Here is a 26,012-nt window from a genome sequence, read left to right as displayed (position 1 = left end):
CTCGCGCGTTTCCGTACCCGCTTGTTCTCGTCCCCTTGACGACAACCGGCCCTCCGTTTTATCGTCTCCATGACGAAAACTGGCGAGGGGGGCTCACATGGCCGACATCACGCGGCGCCTTGGCTGGCGCCATCTGCGGGGCGCACCCACGGCGCACATCCGCCACCACCGCTCGGGCCGCCTGGTGCACGACGGGCCGGGGCTGAGCTTCTGGTTCCGGCCGCTGACCGCCGCCCTGTCCGAGGTCCCGGTCGACGACCGCGAACTGGCGATGACCTTCCACGCCCGCACCTCCGACTTCCAGGACGTCGCCGTGCAGGCGACCGTCACCTTCCGTATCGCCGACCCGGCGCTGGCCGCCGCACGCCTGGACTTCTCCGTCGACCCGGACACCGGCGCCTGGCGCGGCACCCCGCTGGAGCAGCTCGGCACGCTGCTGACCGAGACCGCCCAGCAGCACGCGCTGGACGTCCTCACCCGGACAGCGCTGTCCTCGGCCCTGGTCGACGGGGTGGCGGCGGTGCGCGAGCGGGTGGCTGCGGGTCTGGCCGCCGAGCCCCGGCTGCCGGCCACCGGCATCGAGGTGGTGGCCGTACGCGTGATGGCGCTGCGTCCGGAGCCCGAGGTGGAGCGGGCGCTGCGCACCCCGGCCCGTGAGCAGATCCAGCAGGAGGCGGACCGCGCGACCTACGAGCGCCGGGCCGTGGCCGTCGAGCGCGAACGCGCCATCGCCGAGAACGAGCTCGCCAGCAAGATCGAACTGGCCCGCCGCGAGGAGCAGTTGGTCGAGCAGCGCGGCACCAACGCCCGCCGGGAGGCGGAGGAGGCCGCGGCCGCGGACGCCGTACGGGCCCAGGCGGAGGCCGCGCGGACCGTGCGGCTGGCGGAGGCGGAGGCGGCTCGCTCGGTGAAGCTGGCGGAGGCGGAGGCCGCGCGGTCGGTGAAGCTGGCCGAGGCGGAGGCCGATCGGTCGCTGCGGCTCACCGAGGCCGAGGCCAGGCGCACCGCGCAGCTCGCCGAGGCGGAGGCGGCGCGGGCCGTACGGCTGGCGCGGGCCGAGGCGGAGAGCGCGCGGGAGGTCGGCGAGGCGCGGGCGCAGGCCCAGGCCGCCTGGCTGCGGGTGCACGCCGACGCCGGGGTGGACGGCGTGGCCACCCTGCACGCCCTCACGGGCACGCGGCTCGCCGAGAACCTGCCCAGCATCGAGAGCGTCACCATCACTCCCGACGTGCTCACCGGCCTGCTCGCCAGGCTGGGTGTGAGCGGCCGGGACGGAGCATGAGCCTCGCGCCCCGGGCGGTCCTCGTGCACCGCACCACCGAGTACGAGGAGCTCGTCGCCCGGCACGGCACCCACGGCCAGGCCGCGTTCTTCCTCGCCTCCCGGGGCCGGGACATCGAGGAGGTCGCCGAGCGGCACCGCCGTACGCACCGGGCGCTCGCGCAGGTGGCCGCCGCGGTGCCGGCGGCCTGGCGGCAAGCCCGGGTGGAGCGGGCCGACCTGGACCGGTTCCTGTTCGCGCCGGAGGACGTCGTGGTCGTGGTCGGCCAGGACGGGCTGGTGGCGAACGTCGCCAAGTACCTCGCCGGGCAGCCGGTCGTCGGCATCGACACCGACCCCGGCCGCAACCCCGGCGTCCTGGTCCGCCACCGCCCCGAGGACACCGCCGCGCTGCTCACCGGGGGCCCGGCCGCCGAGGAGCTCACCATGGTCGAGGCCGTCGCGGACGACACCCAGCGGCTGGTCGCGCTGAACGAGATCTACCTCGGCGCGGCCGGCCACCAGACCGCCCGCTACCGCCTGGACCTGGAGGACGACGGGGGTGTCGTCGAGGCCCAGGCCTCCTCGGGGGTGCTGGTCGGCACGGGTACCGGCGCGACCGGGTGGCTGCGGTCCGTCTGGCAGGAACGGGGCGCGCGGCTCCCGCTGCCCGCGCCGACCGAGGACCGGCTGCTGTGGTTCGTCCGCGAGGCCTGGCCCTCCCCCGCCACCGGGACCTCCCTGGTCGCGGGCGAACTCCCCGCCTCCCGCAGGCTCCGGCTGACCGTCGAGTCCGAACGCCTCATCGTCTTCGGCGACGGCATCGAGGCGGACGCGCTGGAACTGACGTGGGGGCAGGGGGTGGAGGTCGGGGTGTGTGGGGAGCGGTTGCGGTTGGTGGGGTGAGGCTGCGTTCTGCCTTTGGCGTCTGCTCCTTGCGTTCTGCCGCCTGTGTTCCGCGCCCTACGACGGCCCGCGCCCGCGCGGCCGCAGCCGTTCCGGCCGGGCCGGCAGGCGGCGCGAGGCCCGGCCCGGTTGCGGTTCATCAGGGAATCACGGATCACCGACCCCGGTCGGGGCCGGGGCCGGGAATCAGGAGATGGTCCCCTGGCCGACGCCGGCCAAGGGATCCCGTATCGGTCACCCACGGCCGGAATCGATCGCTCTGGCGTGCCGGCCCGCCGGAGCCGGGCGGCTCACAACCGCGGATCCACCGGCTCCGACTCCAGCGCCAGCACCCCGAACACCGCCTCGTGCACCCGCCACAGCGGCTCGCGCTCGGCCAGGCGGTCCAGGGCCTCCAGGCCGAGCGCGTACTCGCGGAGGGCGAGTGAGCGCTTGTGGTTCAGGAAGCGCTGCCGCAGCCGGGTGAGGTTGTCGGGGCGGGTGTACTCCGGGCCGTAGATGATCCGCAGGTACTCGCGGCCGCGGCACTTGACGCCGGGCTGCACCAGCCGTCCCTTGGCGTCGCGGACCACGGCGCCGACCGGCTTGACGACCATGCCCTCGCCGCCGCGGCCGGTCATCTCCAGCCACCAGTCGATACCCGCCGCGACCGACTCGGCGTCGCCGGTGTCGACGTACAGCCGTCGGGTGGTCCGCAGCAGGCTCGTGGAGTCGTGCTCCACGAGGCGGTCCAGCAGGGCGAGTTGCTCGTCGTGCGGGAGTCCGGCCAGGCTGCGGCCCTGGACCGCGAGGATCTGGAAGGGCGCGAGGCGCACGCCGTCCAGGCCGTCCGTGGTCCAGCAGTAGCGGCGGTAGGCGGCCGTGAACGCGGCGGCGTCCGAGGCGCGTTCCCGCTGGCGGGCCAGCAGTTCGCCGACGTCGACCCCGCGCTCCGCCGCGCCCTCGAGCGCGGCCAGCGCGCCGGGGAAGACGGCCGAGGACGCGGCGCCGACGGCCGCGTACTGCGACCTGAGCAGCGCGGACGCCTTCAGCGACCACGGCATCAGCTCGGCGTCCAGCAGCATCCAGTCGGTGGCGAGTTCGTCCCACAGCCCGGCCTCGCCGATCGCGGTCCGCACCCGGCCGAGGATCTCCTCGGTCATCGCCCCGTCGGTGAGGAACGGCCGTCCGGTGCGGGTGTAGAGCGAGCCCGACGGCCCGTCGACACCGAACCGCTCCCGGGCCGCGTCCGCGTCCCTGCACACCAGGACCACGGCACGCGAGCCCATGTGCTTCTCCTCGCACACGACCCGCCCGACCCCGTCCGCCGCGTACTGCGCGAAGGCCTCCGCCGGGTGCTCCAGGTAGCCCTCCACCCGGCTGGTGGGGGTCGGGGCCATGGTCGGCGGCAGGTACGGGAGCAGCCTCGGGTCGACCGCGAAGCGGCTCATGACCTCCAGGGCGGCGGCCGCGTTCTCCTCGCGGACGGCGACCCGCCCCTGGTACCGGGTCTCGACGGCACGACGCCCGTTGACGTCCGCCAGGTCCAGCGGCCGCCCGTCCTGTCCGCCGGGCGCCTCCGACCGCAGCGGCCTGGCCGGCTCGTACCAGACCTTCTCGGCCGGTACGTCGACCAGTTCCCGCTCCGGCCAGCGCAGCGCGGTGAGCTTGCCGCCGAACACCGCGCCGGTGTCCAGGCAGATGGTGTTGTTCAGCCAGGTGGCCTGCGGGACCGGGGTGTGGCCGTAGACCACGGCGGCGCGGCCGCGGTAGTCCTCCGCCCACGGGTAGCGCACCGGCAGCCCGAACTCGTCGGTCTCTCCGGTCGTCTCGCCGTACAGCGCGTGCGAGCGCACCCGGCCCGAGGTGCGGCCGTGGTACTTCTCCGGCAGACCGGCGTGGCAGACCACCAGGCGTCCGCCGTCCAGGACGTAGTGGCTGACGAGCCCGTCGATGAACTCCCGTACCTCGGCCTTGAACTCCTCGCTCTCGCCCGCCATCTGCTCGACGGTCTCGGCGAGTCCGTGGGTGTGCTGGACCTTGCGGCCCTTGAGGTGACGGCCGTACTTGTTCTCGTGGTTGCCCGGCACGCACAGCGCGTCACCGGACTTGACCATGGACATCACCCGGCGCAGCACACCGGGGCTGTCCGGCCCGCGGTCGACGAGGTCGCCGACGAACACGGCCGTACGGCCTTCCGGGTGCGTGCCGTCGACGTAGCCCAGTTTGGTGAGCAGGGACTCCAGTTCGGCGGCGCAGCCGTGGATGTCGCCGACGATGTCGAAGGGGCCGGTGAGGTGGGTCAGGTCGTTGAAGCGCCTCTCGGTGACGACGGTGGCCCGCTCGACCTCCTCGACGCCGCGCAGGACGTGCACCTTGCGGAAGCCCTCGCGCTCCAGGTGCCGTACGGAACGGCGCAGTTCGCGGATGTGCCGCTGGATGACCCGGCGCGGCATGTCCGCGCGGTCGGTGCGGGCCGCGTTGCGTTCGGCGCACACCTCCTCCGGCACGTCGAGGACGATCGCGACGGGCAGCACGTCGTGCTGCCGGGCCAGGGCGATCAGCTGCTTGCGGGAGTCGGACTGGACGCTGGTGGCGTCCACGACCGTGCGGCGGCCGGCCGCGAGGCGCTTGCCCGCGACGTAGTGCAGGACGTCGAAGGCGTCCTTGGTGGCGCTCTGGTCGTTCTCGTCGTCGGAGACCAGGCCCCGGCAGAAGTCGGAGGAGATCACCTCGGTCGGCTTGAAGTGGCGCCGGGCGAAGGTGGACTTGCCGGAGCCGGAGGCGCCGACGAGCACGACGAGGGAGAGGTCGGTGACGGGCAGGGTGCGTCCCTGCGGGCGGGGCTCGTTCGTCTCGGTCATGCGGCCTTCTCCTCCTTGTCCGACAGCGTGAACGCGGCCATCTGGGTGGGCGGTCCCACCTCGGGGTCCTCTGGTCCCACGGGGACGAACTCCACTGCGTAGCCGTACCGTTCGGCGGTCGTGGCGGCCCAGGCGCGGAACTCCTCGCGGGTCCACTCGAAACGGTGGTCGGCGTGGCGGGTGTGCCCGGCCGGGAGGCTCTCCCAGCGGACGTTGTACTCGACGTTCGGTGTGGTGACGAGCACGGTCCTCGGGCGGGCCGCGCCGAACACCGCGTACTCCAGGGCGGGCAGCCGGGGCAGGTCGACGTGCTCGACGACCTCGCTGAGCACGGCGGCGTCGTAGCCCTTGAGCCGGTTGTCGGTGTACGCGAGCGAGCCCTGCATCAGCCGGACGCGGGAGGCCTGGCGCTCGCCCATGCGGTCCAGCTTCAGCCGCCGGGAGGCGATGGTCAGGGCCCGCACCGACACGTCCACGCCGACGATCTCGGTGTAGCGGACGTCCTTGAGCAGCGCCTGCACCAACTGGCCCTGTCCGCAGCCGAGATCGAGCACCCGGGTGGCGCCGGACGCGCGCAGCCGGTCCAGAATGGCCTCCCGGCGCCGCACGGCGAGCGGGGTGGGCCGCTCCTCCTCCTCGGTCTCCGCCCCGACCGCGTTGTCGAGGTCCTCGACCTCGCTGTCGTCGGCCTCGGCGAGCCGGACCAGTTCCAGGCGTTCCAGCGCCTGGCGGGTCAGCGACCAGCGGCGCGAGAGGTAGCGGCTGGTGATCAGCTTGTGCTCGGGGTGGCCGGGCAGCCAGCCCTCGCCGACCCTCAGCAGCTTGTCGACCTCGTCCGGGGCGACCCAGTAGTGCTTGGCGTCGTCCAGCACCGGCAGCAGGACGTACAGGTGCCGCAGTGCCTCGGCGAGGGTGAGCGACTCCGACTCGAGCACCAGGCGGACGTAGCGCGAGTCGCCCCATTCGGGGAACTCGCCGTCCAGGGCGATCGGATCGGCGGTGACGGTCCAGCCGAGCGGCTCGAACAGCCCGCGGACGAGTGCCGGGCCGCCCCGGGCGGGCAGCGCGGGCACTTCGATCCTCAGCGGCCGCGGCTGCTCCGGCAGCTCGGGGCGGGCGTGGCACGCCCCGCGCATGGCGCTGGAGAAGACGGCGCTGAGGGCGACCGCGAGCAGCGAGGACGCCGCGTACGGGCGGTCGTTGACGTACTGGGCGAGCGCGGCGTCGGGCGCGCCGCCCCGGCCCTTGCCCCTGCGGACCAGCGCCACCGTGTCGACCTCCAGCAGCAGCGCGGCCGTGCAGCGCTGCTCGCTCGCCTCGGGGTAGAGGACGTGCGCGGTGCCGTAGGACGTGGAGAACGCCTGGGCCTTCTCGGGATGCTTGTGCAGCAGGAAACCGAGGTCGGTGGCGGGGCGTTCGGCCGTGCCGGTGGTGGTGATCGTCAGGAACATGGGCGGGGCCTCTCAGGCCAATGGACAGTGAGTGGTGCCGTACGTGGCGAAGCCCCCGGGACGCGGTGATCCTGGGGGCTCGGCAGGACGACGGCTCTACTGTCGCACAGGGCTGTGACCGGCGCCTTCGGTTATTCCGGGGCGGTTTCCGGGCCCGTCCACGGCGCCTCTCGCCGGGGTTGTGGCCGGAGTGCGGGGCTGCGTGCGGACCTCTCGCCGGGGTTGCGGCCGACGTGGGGGGGGCTGCCGTCCGGACCTCCGGCAGGGGTCACGGCAGTTGCGGCTGCACCTGGGAGGCGATCAGCTCCAGGTGGTCCAGGTCGTGAAGGTCGAGCATCTGGAGGTAGACGCGGCTGGAGCCGACCGCGGCGTAGCGGCCGATCTTGTCGACGACCTCGGCCGGGGAGCCCGCCAGGCCGTTGGCGCGCAGCTCGCCCACCTCGCGGCCGATCGCGGCGGCCCGTCGGGCGATCTCCCGCTCGTCCCTGCCGACGCAGACGACGAGGGCGTTGGAGTAGACGAGGTCGTCGGCCTCACGGCCCGCTGCCTCGGCGGCGGCGCGGACCCGGCCGAACTGCCGGTCGGTGTCCTCGACAGAGCTGAAGGGCATGTTGAACTCGTCCGCGTACCGGGCGGCCAGCCGCGGGGTGCGGGTGGCGCCGTGGCCGCCGATCAGGACGGGGACCTTGCCCTGGGCGGGCTTGGCCAGGGCGGGCGAGTCGCTGAGGTCGTAGTGGGTGCCGTGGAAGTCGTAGGTCTTGCCGGGCGGGGTGGCCCACAGTCCGGTGACGATCTCCAGCTGCTCCTCCAGCCGGCCGAACTTCTCCTTGGGGAAGGGGATGCCGTACGCGGTGTGCTCCTCCTCGAACCAGCCCGCGCCCAGGCCGAGTTCGATCCGGCCGCCGGACATCTGGTCGACCTGGGCGACCTGGATGGCGAGCACGCCGGGCAGCCGGAAGGTGGCCGCGGTCATCAGGGTGCCGAGCCGGATGCGCCTGGTCTCGCGGGCCAGTCCGGCGAGGGTGATCCAGGCGTCGGTGGGGCCGGGGAGTCCGTCGACGGAACCCATCTTCAGATAGTGGTCGGAACGGAAGAAGGCGTCGAAGCCGAGCTCCTCCGTGGCCTTGGCCACGGCGAGCAGGGTGTCGTACGTGGCGCCCTGCTGGGGCTCGGTGAAGATGCGTAGATCCATACGCCCCATCCTGCACCGTGACCCGCCCCGACGATGATCGTCGGCTCGGGCGGAGCGGGCCGGACCGTCCGGTGCGCAGGGGGGCGGAGGCCGTGGATGTCCGAGGGAGCCGGGCCGAAGGGGCTGCTTCAGCAGATGCCCCCGGCGGGAAGGACGTCGCACCGGGCGTCCAGGACGTCGTGCGGCGTGTCCAGGACGTCGTGCGGCGTGTCCAGGACGTCGTGCGGCGTGTCCAGGACGTCGTGCGGCGTGTCTAGGACGTCGCGGCCAGGGCCTCCTCGCCGTCGGCCAGGCGTCTGAGCATCTCCAGGACCCGGTCTCTCGACTCGTCCGCCGCGTCGATCGCCTCCATGCACTGCCAGTACGTGCCCTCGTCCGCGGCGGTGCTGGCGACGCCCACCAGGGCGATGCCCACCTCGCCGAGGAGGCCGCCCAGGCCGAGAAGGGCCTGGCGGGCGTCGCCGAGGTCGGTCAGCTGGGCGGCGCGCAGTTCGCCCGGTCCCAGCTCCGGTTGGCCCAGGACTCCGCAGCCGCGGCCCGCCAGCTCGGTCAGGCCCAGCGCCTCGCCCCGCAACTGCGGCGGGCCGAAGACCGCCAGGCGGCTGCCGATCGCCTGGGCCAGTGACTGCGCCTGCCACACCTCCACCATGATCTGGTGCTCCTCGCCGCTCCCCGCCAGGGCGCGCCTGCTCGTCAGGATGAGCCGCACCGCGTCCATGCGCTGCCCCCGTCTGTCCGGACGTGTGCTCCGCACCCGCCCGCCCGAACTCCACTGCTCACTACCCAGAGTGAGGGCGTGTGCGACGAAAAGCCAGAGGAAGACGGAAATCTGTGGACAACAATTCGGATTCAGGTCGGATTTTGACTGCGGAGAGTGAAAGTGGAGTGGTTTCCTCAGCGGCTGTCGACCCTCAAGGGGGCGGGAAACGGAGCTCGTTGCGGTCGATCTTCGCGTCGAGGGCCGCCAGCGGGTCGACGCCGAGCACCTCGCACAGCTGGAGCAGATACGCCAGCACGTCGGCCACCTCGTCGGTGACCCGGTGCGCCGTGTCGGGGTCGTCCATCACCCGGGCCGACTCCTCGGGGGTCAACCACTGGAAGATCTCGACCAGTTCGGAGGCCTCGACGCTGAGCGCGGCGACCAGGTTCTTGGGGGTGTGGTACGGCTGCCAGTTGCGCGCGGCCGCGAACGCGGCGAGCCTGCGCTGGAGTCCGGCCACGTCCGGCGGCCGCTGATCGTCTGTCACCTGTCCAGGTGTACCACTGTCACACCGGGCACCTCCGCCGCCCAGGACGCGTCGCTCACCGCGCCGACGCACCGGATGTGACCCTGCTGGGACATCCGCGCGGCGAGCCGGAGCAGTTCGGTCCGCTGACGGGGGTCGAGCGAGCGGTCGAAGCCGTCCGCCAGCACGGTGAGCGCGCGCATCGCGTCGGGCACCTCGCCGGGCGGGTCGGCGTCCAGCACGCCGGGCCCGGTGAGCAGGACCAGCGCGAGGGCGAGGTAGCGCAGTTCGCCGTCGCCCAGCCTGCCGAGTTCGGTGCGCGACCCTGCGCCCCGGTCCAGCAGGGCCCGCACCGTGCCCCGGCCGTCGGACTCGGCGAGGACGTCCAGCACGGGTCCGGCGCACCCGGCACGGGCGGCCGTGACGAACCGGGCATGGCGCCGCCCGCACTCGGCGCGGGTGCGCCACACCACGTCGGCGAGGTTGTCGCAGCCGGGCAGCAGCAGCCCGGGCCCGTTCGGCACCGGCTCGCGCATCCGGCCGGCCCGGGGGTCGCAGGCGAACACCGAGCGCAGCGCCACCACCATCTGCTCCGCGGCCGCCAGCACCCGGCGCTGCCCGTCCGTCCGGCCCGCCACGCGCAGCGGGAGCAGCGCGGTGCCGAGCCGGTCGTCGGGCAGCGGGGCCCGGGTGACGGGCGCGCTGCCCGCGGTGTGCCAGGCGGCGTGCACGACGGGCCGGCCGGGGTCGCGCAGGGCGGTCTCCAGCAGCACCACCCCGTCGGCGCTCAGCCGCTCCCCCACGACACGCAGTTCGGGCTCCGCCTGCACGGCGACGTCGAGCCGCACCGGGCCCTCGGGGCCGTCGGCCGTGCAGCCGATGCGGAATCCGCGCCGCCCCTGGGCGTCGGGCCGGGCCCGCTCGGGCACACAGGAATCCGGGTCGGGGAAGACGTCGTACAGCCCGGCCCCGCCGCCGAGCCGGGCCAGCGCCTCGTAGGCACGCAGCGCGGTGGTCTTCCCGCTGCCGCTGGGCCCGGCGAACAGGGTGCAGGAACCGAGCGGGAACGAGGCGCCGCGGTGCCCGGCGAACGCGGACAGCCGCAGCTCGGTGAGCCGGGGCCGCAGGTCCTGGCCGTCGGCGGGCGGGAGTGAGGACCCGGGTGCCGCCGTCCGCGGCGGTGCGCCGAAGTCGCCGGCCGGTTCGGGCGGCGTCTCTCGGGCGCGGGAGGCGATGCCCTCGTCCGGGCCCGCCGCGCGGGGCAGCGGGACGGACTCGGGACGGGAACGCGCCGTGCGGGACGGCGGGAGGAAGGGGGATCCGGGGGGTACGGCCATATCCGGACCGTATGGCTCCGCCGTCAGGCGAACCGTTCCACCCGGGCGACCTTCCTACGATCGGGCGACCACGGGGACACCGGCGTCACACGCCGGGAAGCCCGACCTTCCTACGATCGGGCGACCACGGGAGCATCCGCGTCACACGCCGGGAACCCGGCCTTCCTACGATCGGGCGCCCACAGGGGCACCCGCGTCACACGCCGGGAACCCGGCCTTCCTACGATCGGGCGACCACAGGGGTACCCCCGTCACACGCCGGGGACCCCCGCGCTCTCCATCAGCCCCCGCACCTCGGTGCCGGGCGGCGTCAGCAGGAACACATTGCGGTCCACCCGGTGCATCCCGCTGGACAGGCCGAAGACCACACCGGTGCTGAAGTCGAGCACACGCTTGGCGGTGTCGCTCTCCGCGCCGGTGAGGTCGAGCAGCACCGGGATGCCGGCCATCAGGGTCTCGGCCACCTCACGCGCGTCCGCGAAGACATTGACCCGGAGCACCACGAAACGGCGCCGGGTCTCGGTCACCGCCTCCGGCAGGGCCCGGTGGCCCACCGACGACGGCCATGCGTCGCGACCACGCAGCGGCACGACCTGGGCGAGCCCTTCCCACTGTTCATCGGTGACATCGTGGCTGTTCACCGGCTCCCCCCGATCTGACTCGCACTCATCGCCTGCACGGCCAATTCTTACGCCAAGTCACCCGTTCGGCCCAACAGCGACACGGTCCGCGACCGGACGGGTGCCCGGCTCAGCGGTCCCCGCTCACAGCCCAAGTCCCGGTCGCGGCCCCGGAGTCGGGGTCACGGGCGGCGGGCAGAGGCGCTTGATCTCCTTTTTCAGTTCCTCGTAGGCGGTGTGGGTCGACACCCCGGGCGCCTTCACCAGCCCGCGCAGCCGGCCGGAGACCACGGCGGTCCTGAGGTGCGCGGTGACGGCGGGCGTGGTGTCCGCCTCCCGGCACAGCAGGGTGATCAGCTCGGGGCCCGCGTCCGTGGCCGTCAGCCAGTGCGTGGCGAGGGGCAGGCCGGCTGGGACCCGGCCCAGCCGGGCCGCCGTGATCAGGGCCATGCAGGCGTCCCGCGAGTGCCAGTGGGCGGTGCCCTCGCGGGCAAAGGCGTCCAGCGCCTCGGCGGCCGCGGCGTCCGACCAGTCGGTGCGCGGCAGCCAGGCGGTGGCCCAGGCGACCGCGGCCGGGTAGGCGGTGGTGTTCGGGCGCAGCGCGGGCTCGGTGCGGGGCAGGTACTCCCCGCCGCCGCAGTCGGCGAGCGCCTGCGCGGCCCAGCCGATCTGCGTCCAGTGCTTCTCGGCGTCGACCGCCAGCGGACGCCGGAGCGTGCGGTCCAGCAGCCCTCCGACCGCGGGGAGCAGGAACTCCACCGGCTGCTGGGCGTGGCGCAGGGACTTGAGCAGAGGGCCAGAGCCGTCGAGACCCATCGCCTCGACGATCACGGCGGGTTCCACCCGGCGCAGATCGCGGACGATCTCCTCCACGATGTCGTCCCGGCCGGTCAGCCACAGGCCCGTCACCAGTGCGGGCAGCTCCCGCAGGTCGGCCCGCATGCGCAGGGTCAGACGGCGCAGCAGCCGGTCCTGGTTGACGGTCTCGGCGAGCTGCTCGCCCCACTGGGGCTGCCAGGTGTAGCTGAGCAGCAGGATCTCCGTGATGGCGCGGGGGCTGGCCAGCAGGTGCAGCGTGGAGTGCCACACGTCGTTGACCAGGGTCCGCATCCACGCCTTGGGCTCGGTGGCCGGGACCACGCCGAGCCGGGCGAGCTTGCGGCCGACGTCGCCCTGGGTGATGGGGTCCTGGCCGAACTTGAAGATCTCGGTGAAGGTGGCCCAGCGGCTGCCCCGCGAGGTGCGCAGGGACGCCAGTTCCCTCCTGCCGAGGCCGGGCTGGCAGCGCTCCAGCACGCTCAGCAGGTCGGCGGCGATGGGCGGGTGGACGACACTGCGGATCAGCAGATCGGTGAGATACGAGATCTCCTGGTCGCCCTGCGGGGTGCTCAGTTCCTTCACGGCGGTCGCGGCCTCGTGCGGGGCCACCTTGCGCAGCTGGCTCAGGCCCGTGGTGAAGGCGCCGATGCCGCGTACGTCGTGCAGCCGGCGTGCCCAGTCCCACTGCGGGTTGACCTCGCGGAAGACCTTGAGCACCAGGGAGGCCGCGCCCTGCCGGCCGCCCGCGCGCAGGGTGCTCGCCATCACCTGGAGCTTCTGCGCCACGTCACCGGCGCCCCACTTCACCTTGGTGTCCACGGCCCGGTCCAGCTCGACCCGCTTGGCGAACTCCTTGCCGATGTCCGGGTCGAGGGCGAGGCCGAGCCGGTGGGTGTGGACCATGCTCTGCGGATCGAGCGAGGCGTTGCGCATACGGTCGACGAGCAGGCGGCTGTCGAGGCGTTCGGCGAGCCGCTCCAGGAAGCGCTGGCCGAAGTAGTCGTCCTCGATCAGCAGCATGGCGAGGCGCGGACCCCACGGGCGGGCCGTGCCGCGCTGCGCCTGGATACTGGAGACGACCAGGTCCAGGGCGTGCTCCTCCAGTTCGCCCCGGTAGTCGGCGCCGGCCTCCCACAGGCCGCGCAGGAAGTAGTAGGTCACGGCGGGCCGGCGCTCGTGCTTCATGACCTTGCGGGCGAACTCCGGCCCGAGTTCGGTGGCCAGCCGGTGGCCGAAGCCGTCGCGGGTGTCGCAGTACAGATCGTCGGCCTTGGCGACACTGCTGAGGAGCATGCCGGCGCCGCGTCCGTCCTTGTGGTCGATGGACCTGGCGAGGTCGCGGGCGAGTTCCGGGTCGGCCGTGGGGCTGCCACCGGCGGCGCCCCGGTAGAGCAGGCCCTTGATGGTGGCGCCGTGGATGTTGCGCACGGTGGAGATGAGGATGGCCGCCTCTGCCGGGGTGGCGGCACGCAGGACCCGCGCCAGCGCCTTGCCGGGCTGGAGGTTGTTCAGCAGGCGGTTGCACAGGCCGCGGTTGTTGCGGGCCAGGTCGTGCAGGGCGCTGCTGATCTGGATCGCGTCGGCGTGCGCCAGACCGGCCTTGAGCTGGCCCTCGTACTCCTTGATCAGGTCGTCCCAGCTGTCCGCGCTGCGGTAGTGCAGATAGAGGGACATCCAGGCCAGTACGGCGGCCAGCGGCGTCTCGCGGGTGGGCTTGTTGTGGTCCAGGATCGACACGCCCGGCTTCTCCAGCGGGCGCAGCTGGGTGCCGAGTTCGGGGCTCGGGCCCTCCGCCTCCCGGGACCAGCGGTGGATCAGGTCGTCCAGCTTGCGGATGTTGATCAGATCCTCGGGCCGCTGCGGGTTCGCCCCTCGGACCAGGGCGTCGGCCCGGTTCTTCAGCCAGGTGCAGACGGTGCCGACGGGGACGGTGTCGTCGCCGGCGAGGCGCAGCAGGGAGCGGGCGAACTGGTAGCGGTCCCGGACGGTGGCGGGCCGCGCGAGCACCGCGTCGAGGCCGCCGTCCTGCTCCTGGCCGATCCAGGTGAGCAGGTCGGCAACCTCGGTGCCGGGCATCTGGTACTCGTGGTCCCACAGCGACTTCAGCGCGGTGGTCAGGTCGCGCACGGCCAGGCCGGGGGTGGTGGGGATCCGGGTGACGACGGGCGACAGGGCCGCGCCGATCCAGTCCGACTTGCTCCGCCGCCCGCACAGCCGCAGCAGGCGCAGCGCGGTGGGCGCCGGCGCCATGGCGGCCCAGTCGGCGAGAGCCCTGCGGACGGGCTCCCGGTCCAGCAGGTCGGCGAACTGCAGAGGGGCGTAGGCGGCCCGGTTGGCGAGCAGGGCACGCACCCGCTCGTGACCGTTCTCCTCCTGGAGGATGTCGATCACAAAGCTCTCCAGGTGGGAGAGCAGCAGGCCGACGAGCGGTTCGTCGCCGCCGGCACACACGAGGACGGCCTCCGCGCGCACCTCGCTGGGGATCCGGGCGAGCCCGCGGTACTCGGTGACGCCCAGTGCGGTGAGTGTCTCCCGCGGTACGGCGGCCAGTTGGGCGACGGGGACGCCGTCGTCCACCATCGAGACCGCCGCGAGCCGGCACACCGCCGTACGGGCCTCGTCGCCGAGGCCGGCGCAGACACCTTCGGCCCGCGCGCGCATCACGCGCGCGGCGGCCTCCCAGCGCCCGGTGTCCGGCGCCGGGCCGGCGCCGACACCGTCGCGCAGCAGCTCCACCAGGACGCTCAGATCGCCCTGGGCGGCGTCGACCGCGAGGGTGATGTCGGCGTCGCCGCCGGGTGCCCCGTAGACCTTGGGGTACGTCCTGACCAGCCGGTGGGCGAAGTCGGGGATCTCGTCGGGGGGCAGCGGGGTCATGTGCCCGATGACGCCGTTGCTCTCCCAGTTGCTGGTGGCGCCGTCGACGTAGCGGGTGAGCGCGAGCACTCCGACCTTGAGGTCACCGAGGGACTCCAGGGCCTCGCCGACCCGGCCGTCGTTGAGGGGGTGCAGGTCCTCCAGGACAACGAGGGTGGGGCGTCCGGGCACCACGGCGGCGTCGATGAGCGCGGCCCGCACGATGCCGCGCAGGCTGCCGTCGGTGGGCAGATGGCGCTGCCGCGGCGAGATGACGACCGTCTGCCACTGGAGGGCTTCCAGCTTGGTGACCAGCTGGCGGGCGCACACGCTCTTGCCGCTGTTGCGGGTGCCCGACTGGATGACGCGGGCGGTGTTCCACTTGCGCAGATGGGCGGCGAGCAGCTCCGCCTGGTTCAGGGCGACCAGCGGGGTGCCGTCGCCGCGCAGCCAGTCGTCGTCCTCGCCTGTGCTGTGCAGCAGGCTCCACTCGTTGACGTCGAGGGTCTCCTGGGCCCAGCGGCGGCGGGTCCGCTCCCAGCTCTCGCCCCACAGCAGCCGGGCGGCGCCCTCCAGCGTGGGGTCGGTGTCGGCGTCGTTCTCCAGCCGCCAGCCGCGCTCGTCGCGCCACAGCCGGCGCAGTCCGGCCTCGGTGGCGACGGCCGCGGTGCGTTCGACGCGGTCGTACGGCCGCCAGATGCTGCCGTCGGCACATCCGGCCAGCGGGAGCACACCGAGCTGGGCGGGGGTGGGCAGACCGCCCTCATGGGCGAGGTAGGTCAGGGCCACGGCGGCGGCGCAGGCATGCGGAGCGACCTGGGAGGGGTTGGCCGCGCCGAGCACGTCGACGGAGACGGTGACGGCGGGCGGCTGGGCGCGGCCCACGTCGACGACGAGCTGCCGGGCGGTGGCGAGGGCGCGTTCCACCTCGGCCTCGGCGGAATGCGACAGCGCGGTCCAGGCCGGCCGGACCGCACGTGCGGCGCCGCGGGCGGCGGCGGTGGCGGGCGCGGCGAAGGCGACGGTGGCACGGGCGGCGGTGTACCAGTCGTCGACCGGGTCCAGCAGGAGCGGGACCTCCTCGGCGGTCACGGCCAGGCGCTGCGCGGGCACCGTCGTGTTCGGGGACTTCTCCGCGTCGGTGACCAGCCCGGCGAGCTCCTCGAGGAGCCCGTTGTCCAGCCGTGCCACGAAGGGCGCGAGTTCGGTGCTGCCGTTGTCGAGGTACTCGGCGAGCAGCGCACCCGCGCCGACGGGCCGGGCCTCGCCGGCGTACTCGAAGGGACGTTCGGGGAGCGCTCCCGTGCGCAGCGTGCGTTCGCCGAGGTCGATCACCGTCCGCAGCAGTTGCTCGACGCGGGTCACGTCCGCCGGTATGGGCGCCAGGGCACTGGCCAGGGCGTGCAGCGCCATGCGCAGTTCGTACTCCAGCGCGCTCTCCCGCCGCCCGGTGTACGTTCCGGCCTCCGCAATGCTCACGGTGTCCTCCTCGATCGGCGCGCCCCGGGACCCGCCGCTTGCTGTTCAGCGGGCGATGCGGACCACGCCCGCGCTGGTGCCGACGACGAGCTGTCCTCGCGCGTCGACGTCCACCGAGCTGACGTCGAGGCCGAGGACGAGGTCGTACGGCCTGCCCCCGTCGCGCAGCGGCGTCAGCCTGATGTCGCCCCTGTTGCCCGCGCTGACCAGCAGCGGACCGTCGGGGCCTGTGGTGCGCACATGCAGCTGGGTGACCTGGCTGGTGTGCCGGGTGACGTCCTCGGTGAAGGCGCCGTCCCAGGACGTCCACACGACGGTGCCGTCGCCCGCGCCGGTGTAGACGCCCTCGTCGTCGGAGGCGATGGCGGTCAGGCCGAGCTTCTGGTCCGGCCGGTAGGTGTGCCGGAAGGCGCCGTCGGCGTGCCAGACAGTGACCTCGCGCGCGGTGCGCGCCGCGACATGGGGGACGCCCTCGCACACGGCGGCCGTCGCGCCGCCGAAGCGCAGCCGGTCCCTGGGCACGACCGGGCCGTTGACCCCGCCCTGCCGCCACTGCCAGCCCTCGGTGCCCGCGAACAGCAGGCCGGCCTCGGTCATCCGGCAGGCGACCAGCGGGCAGTCCAGCTCCAGATCGTCGAACTCCTGGCCCACGCCGTCCATGCGCTGGATCCAGGCCCGGCCCGAGGCCTCACCGGCGAGCAGGGCGGGGCCGCCCGCGTCCACCAGGGTGGTGGTGGTCACCAGGTCGCGGCGCCAGGTCAGGGCGAGGTGGTGCCAGGACGTGGGCTGGGCGTCGGCGGACCGGTGCTGCACCTCGCCCTCGTCGTCGACGAGGAGTTCACCGCCGCCGGGCACACAGTGCACGCTCCGGGCCGGGCCGTCGTGATAGGTGAGGGAGGGCTGCCAGCCGATGGCCGCCTCGCAGGCCCGCTCGGCCAGTTCGGGCAGGTCGTGCACCTGGGCGAGCAGCGCCAGGCGGGACAGGGTGTTGCCGTCCGTGCGGTCCGCGCGGTTCAGTTCGGTGCACAGCCGCCGCACGTGCGCGACCCGGTCCCCGGCGCCCTCCTGGATGAGGACCAGGGCCCGGTTCAGGGCCTCGGAGTTCATCATCAGCAGGAACTCGGGGTCGTCGAGGTACTCGCGCAGCTTGCCCGCCAGCCGGGCGTGATGGGCGAAGTGCTCGCGGGTGTAGCGGTCGGCGGCCGTCCAGTCCCGCCCGTCGTCCGAGGCCCGTCGGGGCAGCCGGGCGGCGAGTGCCGCGACGAACGCGGCGTGCGCCTCGGGTTCACCCTTGTCCTGGACCAGGAAGTCGGCCCGGGCCGAGTCCGGGAACCTCCAGCCGTGTCCGTGCATGCCGCCCTCCGGAGCAGCGAGGAACTCCCTTGCCAACTCCTGTACGCGTGCCAGCTCGCCGGCCGACACGCGTCGGCCGCTCGCCTGCGCCACGACGTCGATCCAGAGCCGCTCGTCGTCGGGGAGGCCCTCGCCCTGCGCCAGGGCGACCGGCAGCAACAGGTCGAGCGCCCATCGCGGCTCGTCCTTGTCCAGCGACCTGAGCTGTTTCAGGAACAGGTCCGCGGTGGTCCGTTCGGCCCGCACCTGGGCCGTGGCCGGGTCCTCGGAGCTGAGGGACACGGCGAAAAGATACGCCCTCAGCCACGACCGGCCCGCCACATGGGCCGTCTTGCGCGCGATGTCGTCGACCGTCTGCTGGTCGATATGGGCCCAGTTGGTGTCGCGGCGGTGCCGCAGCATGTGCGCGACGAGCGCCGCGACGTCCTGCTCGGCGAAGAACTCGGTCCCGTCCAGGTCGACTTCACGCCCGGTGAAGCCCGGTGGCACCTGGTTGCCCGCCATCACGACACGGACGTTGTCCAGTGCGGCCAGCGGGGCGAGCAGGGACGCGTGGAGGGTGTCGGGGGTCGGTGAGGCGTCGACGGAATCGAAACAGAGTGTGAGGGTTCGCCGTGCGGCCTCGAGGGCGACGGCCTCGACGACGGCCTGGGGATCGCGCGAGAGGCCACCGTTCACCGGGAAGTGGGCGCTGAGGGTCCAGGCGGCGGCCCTGGCGGTCAGCCCTCGGACGTCCATCAGGTGGTCGAGACAGCCCTCGGGGGCGGGTTCGGGTGCGTCGGGGCCGGACGGCAGTGGGATGCCCTTGGAGCCGTTGTGGATCCAGTCGAGCACGACCGACTTGCCCGAGCCGGCGGCACCGGTCAGCATCAGGCCGCCCGGGTCCGTGCCCTGGAGGTAGCCGACGACCTCGCCGACCGCCTTGCCGCGCCCGCAGAACGCCCAGCCGGTGGAGTCGGCCGCCTCCAGCGGGCGGCGCACCGGGTTGTCGCCCAGATAGCGGGGGTTGAGGAACGCCCTGGACTCCCGGAACGCGGGTAGCAGTTCGGGCGTGGGAGAACCCTCGTCACCCGCCAGTTTCGCCATACGGGCGACGAGTTCGGCGCCCAGCCGTTCGGTGGGCAGGTACTCCTCGGTGGTCTCGGCCCTGGTCGTGCGCAGTGCCGCCGCGAGGGAGTCCACGAAGTGGAACTCCATGGCCTCCCGCAGGCGGTCGATCGCGCCGATCGCGGAGAGGACCGGGAGCCGGGTGCCCTTCAGCCGCTCCTCCGCGACCCGCTCCCCCAGCCGTGCCACGGCGAGTCCGGCCTGGCAGGCGTCGAGCAGGATGATCACCTCGCGCGGGCGGGGCTTTCCGGTCTCGACGAGTAACTCGAAGAGCGTGTCGAGGCTGACGAGCGTCTCGCCCTTGTCCTTCTCGCTGTCGGCCGCGGCGATGGTGAGCCGGCCGCGGCTGAGCTCGACGGCGTGTCCGGAGTAGTAGAAGAGCAGCACGTCGGGCGGGGGGCCGTCGTCGCCGCCGCGGGCGGCCCGCCGGAAGCTGCTCTCCAGTTCGCCCGCCGTGGGGTTGAGCCGCGACTCGGGGTGGATGGTGTAGCCCGCCGACTCGGCGAGGACGGCTTTCATCATGCGCAGTTCGTCGGGTACGAGGATCAGCCGCTCGAAGCCGCCGCCGAAGTCGCTGGTCCCGGAGACCAGTGCGACCCTTTCGGCATGGTCGGCACCGGCCGCCGAGCCCTCCGCCCCTGTCACCGCCCGGTGGCCGGCAGGCCGTCCGCGACCGCCTCGGCTAGCTCCGCCGTGGACAGGTAGCGCATCACGGAGTGGCCGCCGAGGGCGTACTTGCCGGGGCTGTACCACGGCGTGTTGACGACGAGGCGGTCCTCCACGCGGTCCCCGAAGGCCGGGCCGAGCTGCTTCACCAGGGCGATCGGGTCCTCCTCGGCCGCGATGTTGACCCAGCGGTTCACATGCGGCCACTTCACGCCCTCGGGCACGCGGAGGCGGTCCTGGACCAGACCGAGACCGAGCGGCGAGCCCAGGGTGACCAGGGTGTCGACATTCCACTCCGGGTTGGCGCACAGCGCCTCGTAGGCGACGACCGAGCCGAGCGAGTGCGCCACGACGACCCGGGTGTCCGGGGTGACGACCCGCTCGAACCGCTGCTGGGCACAGGCCCGGACGGTGTCCTCGGGGTCGAGGTAGCGGCGGACCTGGCGGACGAGCCAGATGACCACGTTGGTCGCCGGGTGCCCCAGCCGCTCGGACTTCTCCAGCAGCCGCAGCGCCGCCTGGATCAGCCCCTTGCCGCCGCCCGGGGACACGTCGAGTCCCCCGGCGAAGGCCTCCAGCAGTTCGCTCTCCAGGGGTAGGGTCACGTCGTCGGCGGTGAAGTCGGGGATGTCGGCGAACTCGTTCTCGCTCACCGCGCTCTTGCCGCCGCGGCTGCGGTAGCAGTTCCCGTAGAACACGGCGTCGACCAGTTCGGGGGCGGGCACCGGGAGCGCGGCGTCGGTCATCGACCTGCGCAGCTCCGCGTACCAGTCCGTGAGTGATGTCTCGCGATGCTTGTACTGATATCCGATGCCGTGACACATCACCACGTGCGCCATACGTCCCCCTGTTTCAACGGACCAGAATTGTAGGGCGAGTTGTGTCCTGCCCGGCCCGTTCGAACGACACACGCCACGGATGAGTGAAAATCGACCCCGCTCCGGTCACTCCTACTGATGTAACAGCTGCTACATTCCGCGGCGTGACCATCTCCGACCGCCTTCGATGGCTCGTCCTCGTCGTCAAGATCCCCGCGGAGCCCTCCCGCCACCGGGTCGCCGCCTGGCGCGAGCTGCGCAGGATCGGGGCCCTCTCGCTCGGACAGGGCATCTGGGCCGTGCCGGACGTGCCGGTCTTCGGTGACGGCGTACGGCGGACCGTCGAGCTGGCCGAGCGGGCCGGGGGCCATGCGATCGTCCTGGAGGCCACCGGGCGCGGGGAGCAGGACGCGGCCCGGCTGCGGGCCTCCTTCGACGAGCTGCGCGACGCGGACTGGACCGAGTTCCTCGCCGACTGCGGGAAGTTCGAGGAGGAGATCGCCAAGGAGATCCGCATCGCCAAGTTCACCCTCGCGGAACTGGAGGAGGAGGAACAGAGCCTGGAGCGGCTGCGGCGCTGGCACCGCGATCTGACCGCCCGCGACGTGTTCGGCTCCGCGCTCGCCGCACGGGCGGCCGAGCGCCTCAAACAGTGCGCGGCCGTCTGCGAGCACTACGCCGAACTGGTCTTCAGGACCCTCCACGAACACCCCGAGGACACCCGATGAGCACCGCCACCAGCACACCGATACGCCGGATGCTGCCGCTGCACGCCGCCGGTTTCACCACCGCCTTCGGCGCCCACGGCATCGCCGCCAACCTGGGCGGCTTCTCCGACGACGCGGTCACGTCCCTGCTGGTGCTCGGCGGGCTGCTCGCCCTGTACGACGGCGCCGAGGTCGTCCTCAAGCCCGTCTTCGGCACCCTGGCCGACCGGATCGGCGCCAAGCCCCTCCTGGTCGGCGGCCTGGTCGCGTTCTCCGCCGCGTCCGCCCTGTACGTGGTGGCCGGCAGCCCCGGCTGGCTGTGGGCCGCGCGCCTCGGCCAGGGCGCCGCGGCCTCCGCCTTCTCCCCCGCCGCCTCCGCGCTCGTGGCCCGGCTCAATCCGGCTGCCAAGCACGGCCGTGCCTTCGGCAGTTACGGCTTCTCCAAGTCCCTCGGCTACACGCTCGGCCCGCTCCTCGGCGGTGTGCTGGTCTGGGCGGGCGGTCTCGGCCTGCTGTTCCTCGTCCTGGCGGTCCTCGCCGCGGCCGTCGCCGTGTGGTCCGTGCTCGCCGTCCCGGCCGTGCCGCCGCTGCCCAAGCGGCGCCAGACGCTGCTGGACCTGGCCCGCCGTCTCGCCGACCGCTCGTTCCTCGCGCCGACCTCCGCGCTGGCCGCGGCCACGGCGGCGCTCTCCGTCGGGGTCGGCTTCCTGCCGGTCTCGGGCGCGGCCGCCGGTCTGGGCACCGTGGCGACCGGTGCCGCGGTCTCCGTGCTCGCCGCCACCGCCGCGGTCGTCCAGCCGTACGCGGGCCGGGCGCTGGACGCGGGCCGGCTGACCACGGGGACGGGTCTCGCGGTCGGCCTCGGTGTCACCGCCGCCGGACTGTTCGCGGCGATGCTGTCCGGCCTCGCGGGCGTGCTCGTGGCAGCCGCCCTGATCGGCGCCGGCACGGGTCTGATCACACCGCTGGGCTTCGCCGCCCTCGCCTCGGCCACCCCCACCGAGCGTCTCGGCCAGACCATGGGCGCGGCCGAACTCGGCCGTGAACTCGGCGACGCGGGCGGCCCGTTGCTGGTCGCCGGGGTCGCCTCGGCGCTCACCCTGACCTACGGCTACGCGGCCCTGGCCCTGGTGACCGCGGCCGGTGCCCTGATCGCCTTCGCCGGCGTCCGCGGGGAGCGGCGGGCGGCTCGGCGCTGAACGCGCGGCGCGGCCGTCCGGCCGCGGGCGGGGTCGTACGGCGGGGTCCCGGCGCGGGGGTGTGAGCCCGGCACGCCGGACTGCGGCGAGTCCGGTCGTGGCCCCTCGGGCGTCACGGTCCGGTCTCGCCGCCGCTGTCATTTCCGGTCCAGGCTCCGGGCCGTGGCCTCGTGCCTGGTGTCGCGGGCTCAAGCGGTGGTGATACGGATCGCGTCGACCACCGCCTCGGCGTTTCTCAGGGCCTCCTCGGAGGTGGCTCCCCCGGTCATCACCGAGCCCACCCGGTCCCAGGAGCTGCGCAGTTCGTTCACCGTGTCGCCGGGCTCGAGGTGCAGGGACAGCGAGAGCACTCCGGGCAGCCGGGCGGCGTCCTCGGCGCCGTCCACCGAGACGACCTCGCCGGGCGCGGCGTCCATGAAGCGGACGGCTGCGCCGCCCGCCGCGCGCTGCGGCAGACCCTCGGGGCGGCGGCCCTGCATGACCTCGTAGAACGCTCCCGCGAGGTTGATCCGGTACGCCTCCTCGATCAGCATCGGGATGCCGTCGCCGGGGAAGCGGCCGGCGCACTCCACCAGGTAGGGGCGGCCGTCGCTGACGATCCACTCGCAGTGCACGATGCCGCTGCCGAAGCCGACCGAGCGGATCACCGTCTCGGTCTGGGCGACCATCAGCTCGCTCAGCTCGTCCGGGATGCCGGCGGCGGGCACGGTGTGGCCGCGCTCGATCGGGCGGGGGCCGGGGTAGAGCATCTTCCCGGTGACGTTGGAGAACAGCACCTCGCCCTCGTGCACCAGCAGTTCGACGGAGAACTCGTCACCGCGGACGAACTGCTCGATCAGCATGCGCAGTTCGCGCTCCCGGTCCGGCACGAAGCTGCCCTCGTCCTGGCTGATGCACTCCGCCCAGGCGGCGTCCAGGCCGTCCAGGTCGTGCAGCACCTTGGTGCCGACGGAGGCCTGCCGGTTGGCGGGCTTGAGGACCAGCGAGCCGGGGTGCGCGGCGGCGAACTCCCTTACCTCCTGCGGGGAGGTGACCTCCGCGGAGGCCGGGTTGAGGACGCCCGCGGCGCGGCTGACGCGGCGCAGCAGGGACTTGTCGCGCATGATCTGGGAGGCTCCGGCGCCCGCGCCCGGCACTCCGTAGCGTTCGGCGAGGCGGGCCGCGAACGGGGTCGCGTACTCGACGAGCGGGGCGACCACGGCCGGGGCGAGGCCGGGGTAGGTGTTGTAGAACTCGTCCGCCGCGCCGGGGAGCTGGTACTCCCACTCGATGAGCTCGCGCAGCATCCCGGCGCCTTCGAGGGCCTTCTTGACGTCACGCTTGCGGATCACGTCCGGCTCGTCGACGACGATCACCGAGCCGGGGGCGAACTCCTTGATGTAGGGCAGGACGTTGACGTAGCCGACGATGATCCAGGGTTGCTCGGTCATGATGCTTCTCCTGTGCCGCAGCGACGAGGGGTCAGGGGTGGCGGATCTCGAGCGTGCAGCACTTGACGCTGCCGCCCGCCTTGAGCAGTTCGGAGAGGTCGACGTGGTAGGTGACGAAGCCGTGGTCGCGCAGGCGGGCCGCGAGACGGGTGGCCGGCTCGGGGAGGATGACGTGGTAGCCGTCGGAGACCAGGTTCAGGCCGAAGAGCAGGGCGTCCTCCTCGTCGGCGAGGACGGCGTCGGGGAACAGGTCCTGAAGGACGCGCAGGCTCTCCGCGTCGAAGGCGCCGGGGTAGTAGACGATCTGGTCGTCGTCGAGCGCGGCCAGCGCGGTGTCGAGGTGGTAGAAGCGCGGGTCGGTCAGTTTCAGGCTGACCACGGGGCGGCCGAACAGCGCCTCGGCCTCGGCCTGGGAGCGGGGGTCGGAGCGGAAGCCGTTGCCGGCCAGGACGGCGCGGCCGGTGGTGACGTAGTCGCCCTCGCCCTCGCTGGTGAAGTCGGCCTGGACGATCTCGCGGTAGCCGTGGTCGCGGAACCACTGGGCCCACAGGTCGGCCTCGGCCTGGCGCTCGGGGTGCCGGAAGCGGGAGATGAGGACCTTGTCGTCGACCACGAGGGCGCCGTTCGCCGCGAACACCATGTCCGGCAGGCCGGGGGCCGGTTCGATGGTCTGCACGTAGTGGCCGAGTTCGGCGTAGAGGTTGCGCAGGTTCTCCCACTGGGCGAGGGCCAGGGCCTTGTCGGTGGGTTTGCGCGGGTCCATCCACGGATTGATGCTGTAGGTGACCTCGAAGTGCTCGGGGCGGCACATCGCGTAGTTGCGCAGGCGTGCCTTGCGTCGGACGGGGCTGGCCTCGGGCGCGAGAAGACCGGTCATGCGGGAGTCCTTCCGGGTGCGGGGAACGGGGGCTGTTGCGGTACCGGGCCCGGGTACTGGGCTGTAGCGGTGCGGGGCCGGGGTACTGGGGCTGTAGCGGTACGGAGCCGGGGTACGGGGACCGTCGGGCGCGAGGGCCGGGGGTGTCGCCCGGCGGTCAGCCGGTGATCCCGAGGCTGAGCGGGAAGCTGGGGCGGCTGTCCAGCAGGTAGGCGCCGGCGGACTGGAGGATCTTGTCCTGGGCCACCACGTGCTGGCACATCGTCATGGAGTCGCGCAGCCAGCGGTCGAGCGGGCTGGGCTTGTAGATCGCGGCCGTCTGCATCAGGTCGTAGAGCTTCATCACGATGGAGCGGGCGGTGCGGAAGGCGTGCAGCCGGGAGAGGGACAGCGCGGCCCGCTCGTCGGCGGTGAGGTCGTCGAGGGTGCCGCCGTCCTCCAGCACCTCCCACTGGCGCCGCATCGCGCCGTAGACCGCGCTGCGGGTGGCGTTGAAGTCGGCCTCGCACTCGGCGAGGGTGACCTGCACCCGCCAGTTGTCGTTCCAACCGCCGCCGCCGGGCTGGGACTTGGCGAGGACCTGCTCGCGCACCCAGTCCAGGGCGGCGCGGGCGACACCGAGCGGGACGCCGGGCATGTTGCGCATGTGGACCTCGGGCTGGGCCAGCGGGCCCTCGCCGTTGCGCACCTCGCCGAAGGTGAGGGTGCGGCCCTCGGGGACGAACACCTCGTGGATGGCGTAGTCGCAACTGCCGCTGCCCGACAGGCCGGTGGTGTTCCAGGTGTCGATGATCTCGACGTCGGCGCGCGGCACCATCAGCAGGATGGAGTCGTGGGAGCCGTCGACCAGGTAGGGCTCGCCGTCCTCGTAGATGAAGGCGCCGGAGATGACCCAGTCGGCGTGGGTGATGCCGCTGCCGAACTGCCAGCGGCCGGTCAGGCGGTAGCCGCCCTCGACCTTCTCGGCGCGGCCGGTGGGGAAGAGCAGGCCGGCGGTGGTCATGTCGAGGCGGGGGAACATCTCCTTGGCCACGGTCTCGTCGAGGAACGAGGCGTAGAGGCCGGAGTCCATGCCGATCATGGCGGCCCAGCCGGCCGAGGCGTCGCCGTAGGCCAGGGCCTCGACCACCTCGGTCTGCTCGACGGAGGTCAGCTCCGGGCCGCCCCAGGCCCGGCTGAAGCCCATCCGGAACGCGCCGGTGGCGCGGATCAGCTCGACGACGTCCGAGGGGAGGCGGCGGTTCTGCTCGATCTCGGCGGCGCGCTCACGCAGTCGCGGGGCCAGCGCCTTGGCGGCGGCGAGGATGTCGGCGGCGGTGTTGGGGACCGCGTCGTGGTTCGTCATGTCAGGACTCCTTGGAGGTGGCGGTCGCCAACTGCTGGAACTTGCCGTGCAGGAAGAGCAGCGGGGGCTGGAGGTCACGGATGCCGGTGGACACGACCTCGCCGATCACCATCGTGTGATCGCCCAGGTCGAAGCTGTCGCTGAGCACGCATTCGATGCCGCTCTGCGCGTCGAGGATGAGGGCGCCGGTGGCGGGCCCGGGGTTGGCCGCGAGGCCGGCGATCACTTCGGCGCGGTCGCCGCGGCCCTTGGCGAGCTGGCGGGCGAGGTACTCGGCGTCGCTGTCCAGGATGGAGATCGCCCACTTCTTGGTCTCCAGCAGGTCCCCCAGGAACTGGGAGTCGCGGTGCAGGGAGAGCGAGACAAGCGGCGGGTCGAGGGAGACGGAGGACAGCGAGTTGAGTGTCACCGCGTCATGGCGGCGGTTGCCCTCGTTGTCCGCGTAGGTGGTGGCGACGCACACTCCAGTGGCGAAGTTGCGCATGGCGCCGCGCAGATCGGCTGACATGACGGTTCCTCCT

Annotated in this window: 18 protein-coding genes; 4 read left to right on the top strand and 14 right to left on the bottom strand. The window is 73.1% G+C overall.

The window, feature by feature from the left end; all coding sequences use genetic code 11:
- Positions 1-97 precede the first annotated feature (97 nt).
- Complete coding sequence (locus tag ACZ6SQ_RS25635; protein ID WP_469565984.1) at positions 98-1,282, top strand: SPFH domain-containing protein; 1,185 nt, start codon at positions 98-100, stop codon at positions 1,280-1,282.
- Positions 1,279-2,166, top strand: coding sequence for an NAD(+)/NADH kinase (locus tag ACZ6SQ_RS25630; protein WP_469565981.1), 888 nt, complete (start codon positions 1,279-1,281; stop codon positions 2,164-2,166). Before ACZ6SQ_RS25635 ends, ACZ6SQ_RS25630 begins: the two co-directional genes overlap by 4 nt.
- Before the next feature lie 290 nt (positions 2,167-2,456).
- Here ACZ6SQ_RS25630 and ACZ6SQ_RS25625 read toward each other — a convergent pair whose 3' ends face one another.
- The 10 genes from ACZ6SQ_RS25625 to ACZ6SQ_RS25580 form a co-directional block, all read right to left on the bottom strand.
- Positions 2,457-5,009: a polynucleotide kinase-phosphatase gene (locus ACZ6SQ_RS25625; RefSeq protein ID WP_469565979.1), complete on the bottom strand. Its 2,553-nt coding sequence runs from the start codon at positions 5,007-5,009 to the stop codon at positions 2,457-2,459.
- Positions 5,006-6,460: a 3' terminal RNA ribose 2'-O-methyltransferase Hen1 gene (locus ACZ6SQ_RS25620; RefSeq protein WP_469565977.1), complete on the bottom strand. Its 1,455-nt coding sequence runs from the start codon at positions 6,458-6,460 to the stop codon at positions 5,006-5,008. The genes ACZ6SQ_RS25625 and ACZ6SQ_RS25620 overlap by 4 nt, the downstream gene beginning before the upstream one ends.
- A gap of 268 nt (positions 6,461-6,728) precedes the next feature.
- Positions 6,729-7,652: an LLM class F420-dependent oxidoreductase gene (locus ACZ6SQ_RS25615; RefSeq protein ID WP_469565975.1), complete on the bottom strand. Its 924-nt coding sequence runs from the start codon at positions 7,650-7,652 to the stop codon at positions 6,729-6,731.
- Between the two features lie 253 nt (positions 7,653-7,905).
- On the bottom strand, positions 7,906-8,370 hold the full coding sequence (locus tag ACZ6SQ_RS25610; RefSeq protein WP_469565974.1) for a DUF6099 family protein: 465 nt from the start codon (positions 8,368-8,370) through the stop codon (positions 7,906-7,908).
- Positions 8,371-8,563: 193 nt separating this feature from the next.
- Positions 8,564-8,899, bottom strand: coding sequence for a nucleotide pyrophosphohydrolase (locus tag ACZ6SQ_RS25605; protein ID WP_389321898.1), 336 nt, complete (start codon positions 8,897-8,899; stop codon positions 8,564-8,566).
- Complete coding sequence (locus tag ACZ6SQ_RS25600) at positions 8,896-10,215, bottom strand: AAA family ATPase (protein ID WP_469565972.1); 1,320 nt, start codon at positions 10,213-10,215, stop codon at positions 8,896-8,898. The genes ACZ6SQ_RS25605 and ACZ6SQ_RS25600 overlap by 4 nt, the downstream gene beginning before the upstream one ends.
- Positions 10,216-10,466: 251 nt before the next feature.
- Entirely contained in the window at positions 10,467-10,856 is a 390-nt protein-coding gene (locus ACZ6SQ_RS25595; RefSeq protein ID WP_386383225.1) for a cell division protein SepF, read from the bottom strand.
- A 123-nt stretch (positions 10,857-10,979) separates the two neighbouring features.
- Positions 10,980-15,989, bottom strand: a complete 5,010-nt coding sequence (locus ACZ6SQ_RS25590) for a hypothetical protein (protein WP_469565969.1) — start codon at positions 15,987-15,989, stop codon at positions 10,980-10,982.
- 45 nt (positions 15,990-16,034) lie between these two features.
- On the bottom strand, positions 16,035-19,094 hold the full coding sequence (locus ACZ6SQ_RS25585; RefSeq protein WP_469565967.1) for a caspase family protein: 3,060 nt from the start codon (positions 19,092-19,094) through the stop codon (positions 16,035-16,037).
- Positions 19,091-19,954 carry a lipase family protein gene (locus ACZ6SQ_RS25580; protein WP_469565965.1) on the bottom strand — a complete coding sequence of 288 codons (864 nt, stop codon included), beginning with the start codon at positions 19,952-19,954 and terminating at the stop codon, positions 19,091-19,093. Before ACZ6SQ_RS25580 ends, ACZ6SQ_RS25585 begins: the two co-directional genes overlap by 4 nt.
- A gap of 143 nt (positions 19,955-20,097) precedes the next feature.
- Between ACZ6SQ_RS25580 and ACZ6SQ_RS25575 the strand changes: the two genes are divergently transcribed.
- Entirely contained in the window at positions 20,098-20,661 is a 564-nt protein-coding gene (locus ACZ6SQ_RS25575) for a Chromate resistance protein ChrB (RefSeq protein WP_469565963.1), read from the top strand.
- Between the two features lie 29 nt (positions 20,662-20,690).
- Positions 20,691-21,839 carry an MFS transporter gene (locus ACZ6SQ_RS25570; RefSeq protein ID WP_469566033.1) on the top strand — a complete coding sequence of 383 codons (1,149 nt, stop codon included), beginning with the start codon at positions 20,691-20,693 and terminating at the stop codon, positions 21,837-21,839.
- A 188-nt stretch (positions 21,840-22,027) separates the two neighbouring features.
- Here ACZ6SQ_RS25570 and ACZ6SQ_RS25565 read toward each other — a convergent pair whose 3' ends face one another.
- From ACZ6SQ_RS25565 to ACZ6SQ_RS25550, 4 genes are all read right to left on the bottom strand, one after another.
- Positions 22,028-23,269, bottom strand: coding sequence for an ATP-grasp domain-containing protein (locus tag ACZ6SQ_RS25565; protein WP_469565961.1), 1,242 nt, complete (start codon positions 23,267-23,269; stop codon positions 22,028-22,030).
- A gap of 31 nt (positions 23,270-23,300) precedes the next feature.
- Entirely contained in the window at positions 23,301-24,146 is an 846-nt protein-coding gene (gene ddaH, locus ACZ6SQ_RS25560) for a dimethylargininase (RefSeq protein WP_469565959.1), read from the bottom strand.
- Positions 24,147-24,303: 157 nt separating this feature from the next.
- Positions 24,304-25,491, bottom strand: a complete 1,188-nt coding sequence (locus tag ACZ6SQ_RS25555; RefSeq protein WP_469565957.1) for an acyl-CoA dehydrogenase family protein — start codon at positions 25,489-25,491, stop codon at positions 24,304-24,306.
- 1 nt (position 25,492) lies between these two features.
- A complete protein-coding gene (locus tag ACZ6SQ_RS25550) occupies positions 25,493-25,999 on the bottom strand; it encodes a flavin reductase family protein (protein ID WP_469565956.1) in 507 nt (168 codons plus the stop codon).
- Between the last annotated feature and the right edge of the window lie 13 nt (positions 26,000-26,012).

It is taken from the genome of Streptomyces sp. NPDC048600 (assembly GCF_055587025.1).
Note: the sequence above shows the minus strand (reverse complement) of the source record. Positions and strands in the feature narration are given on the sequence as shown.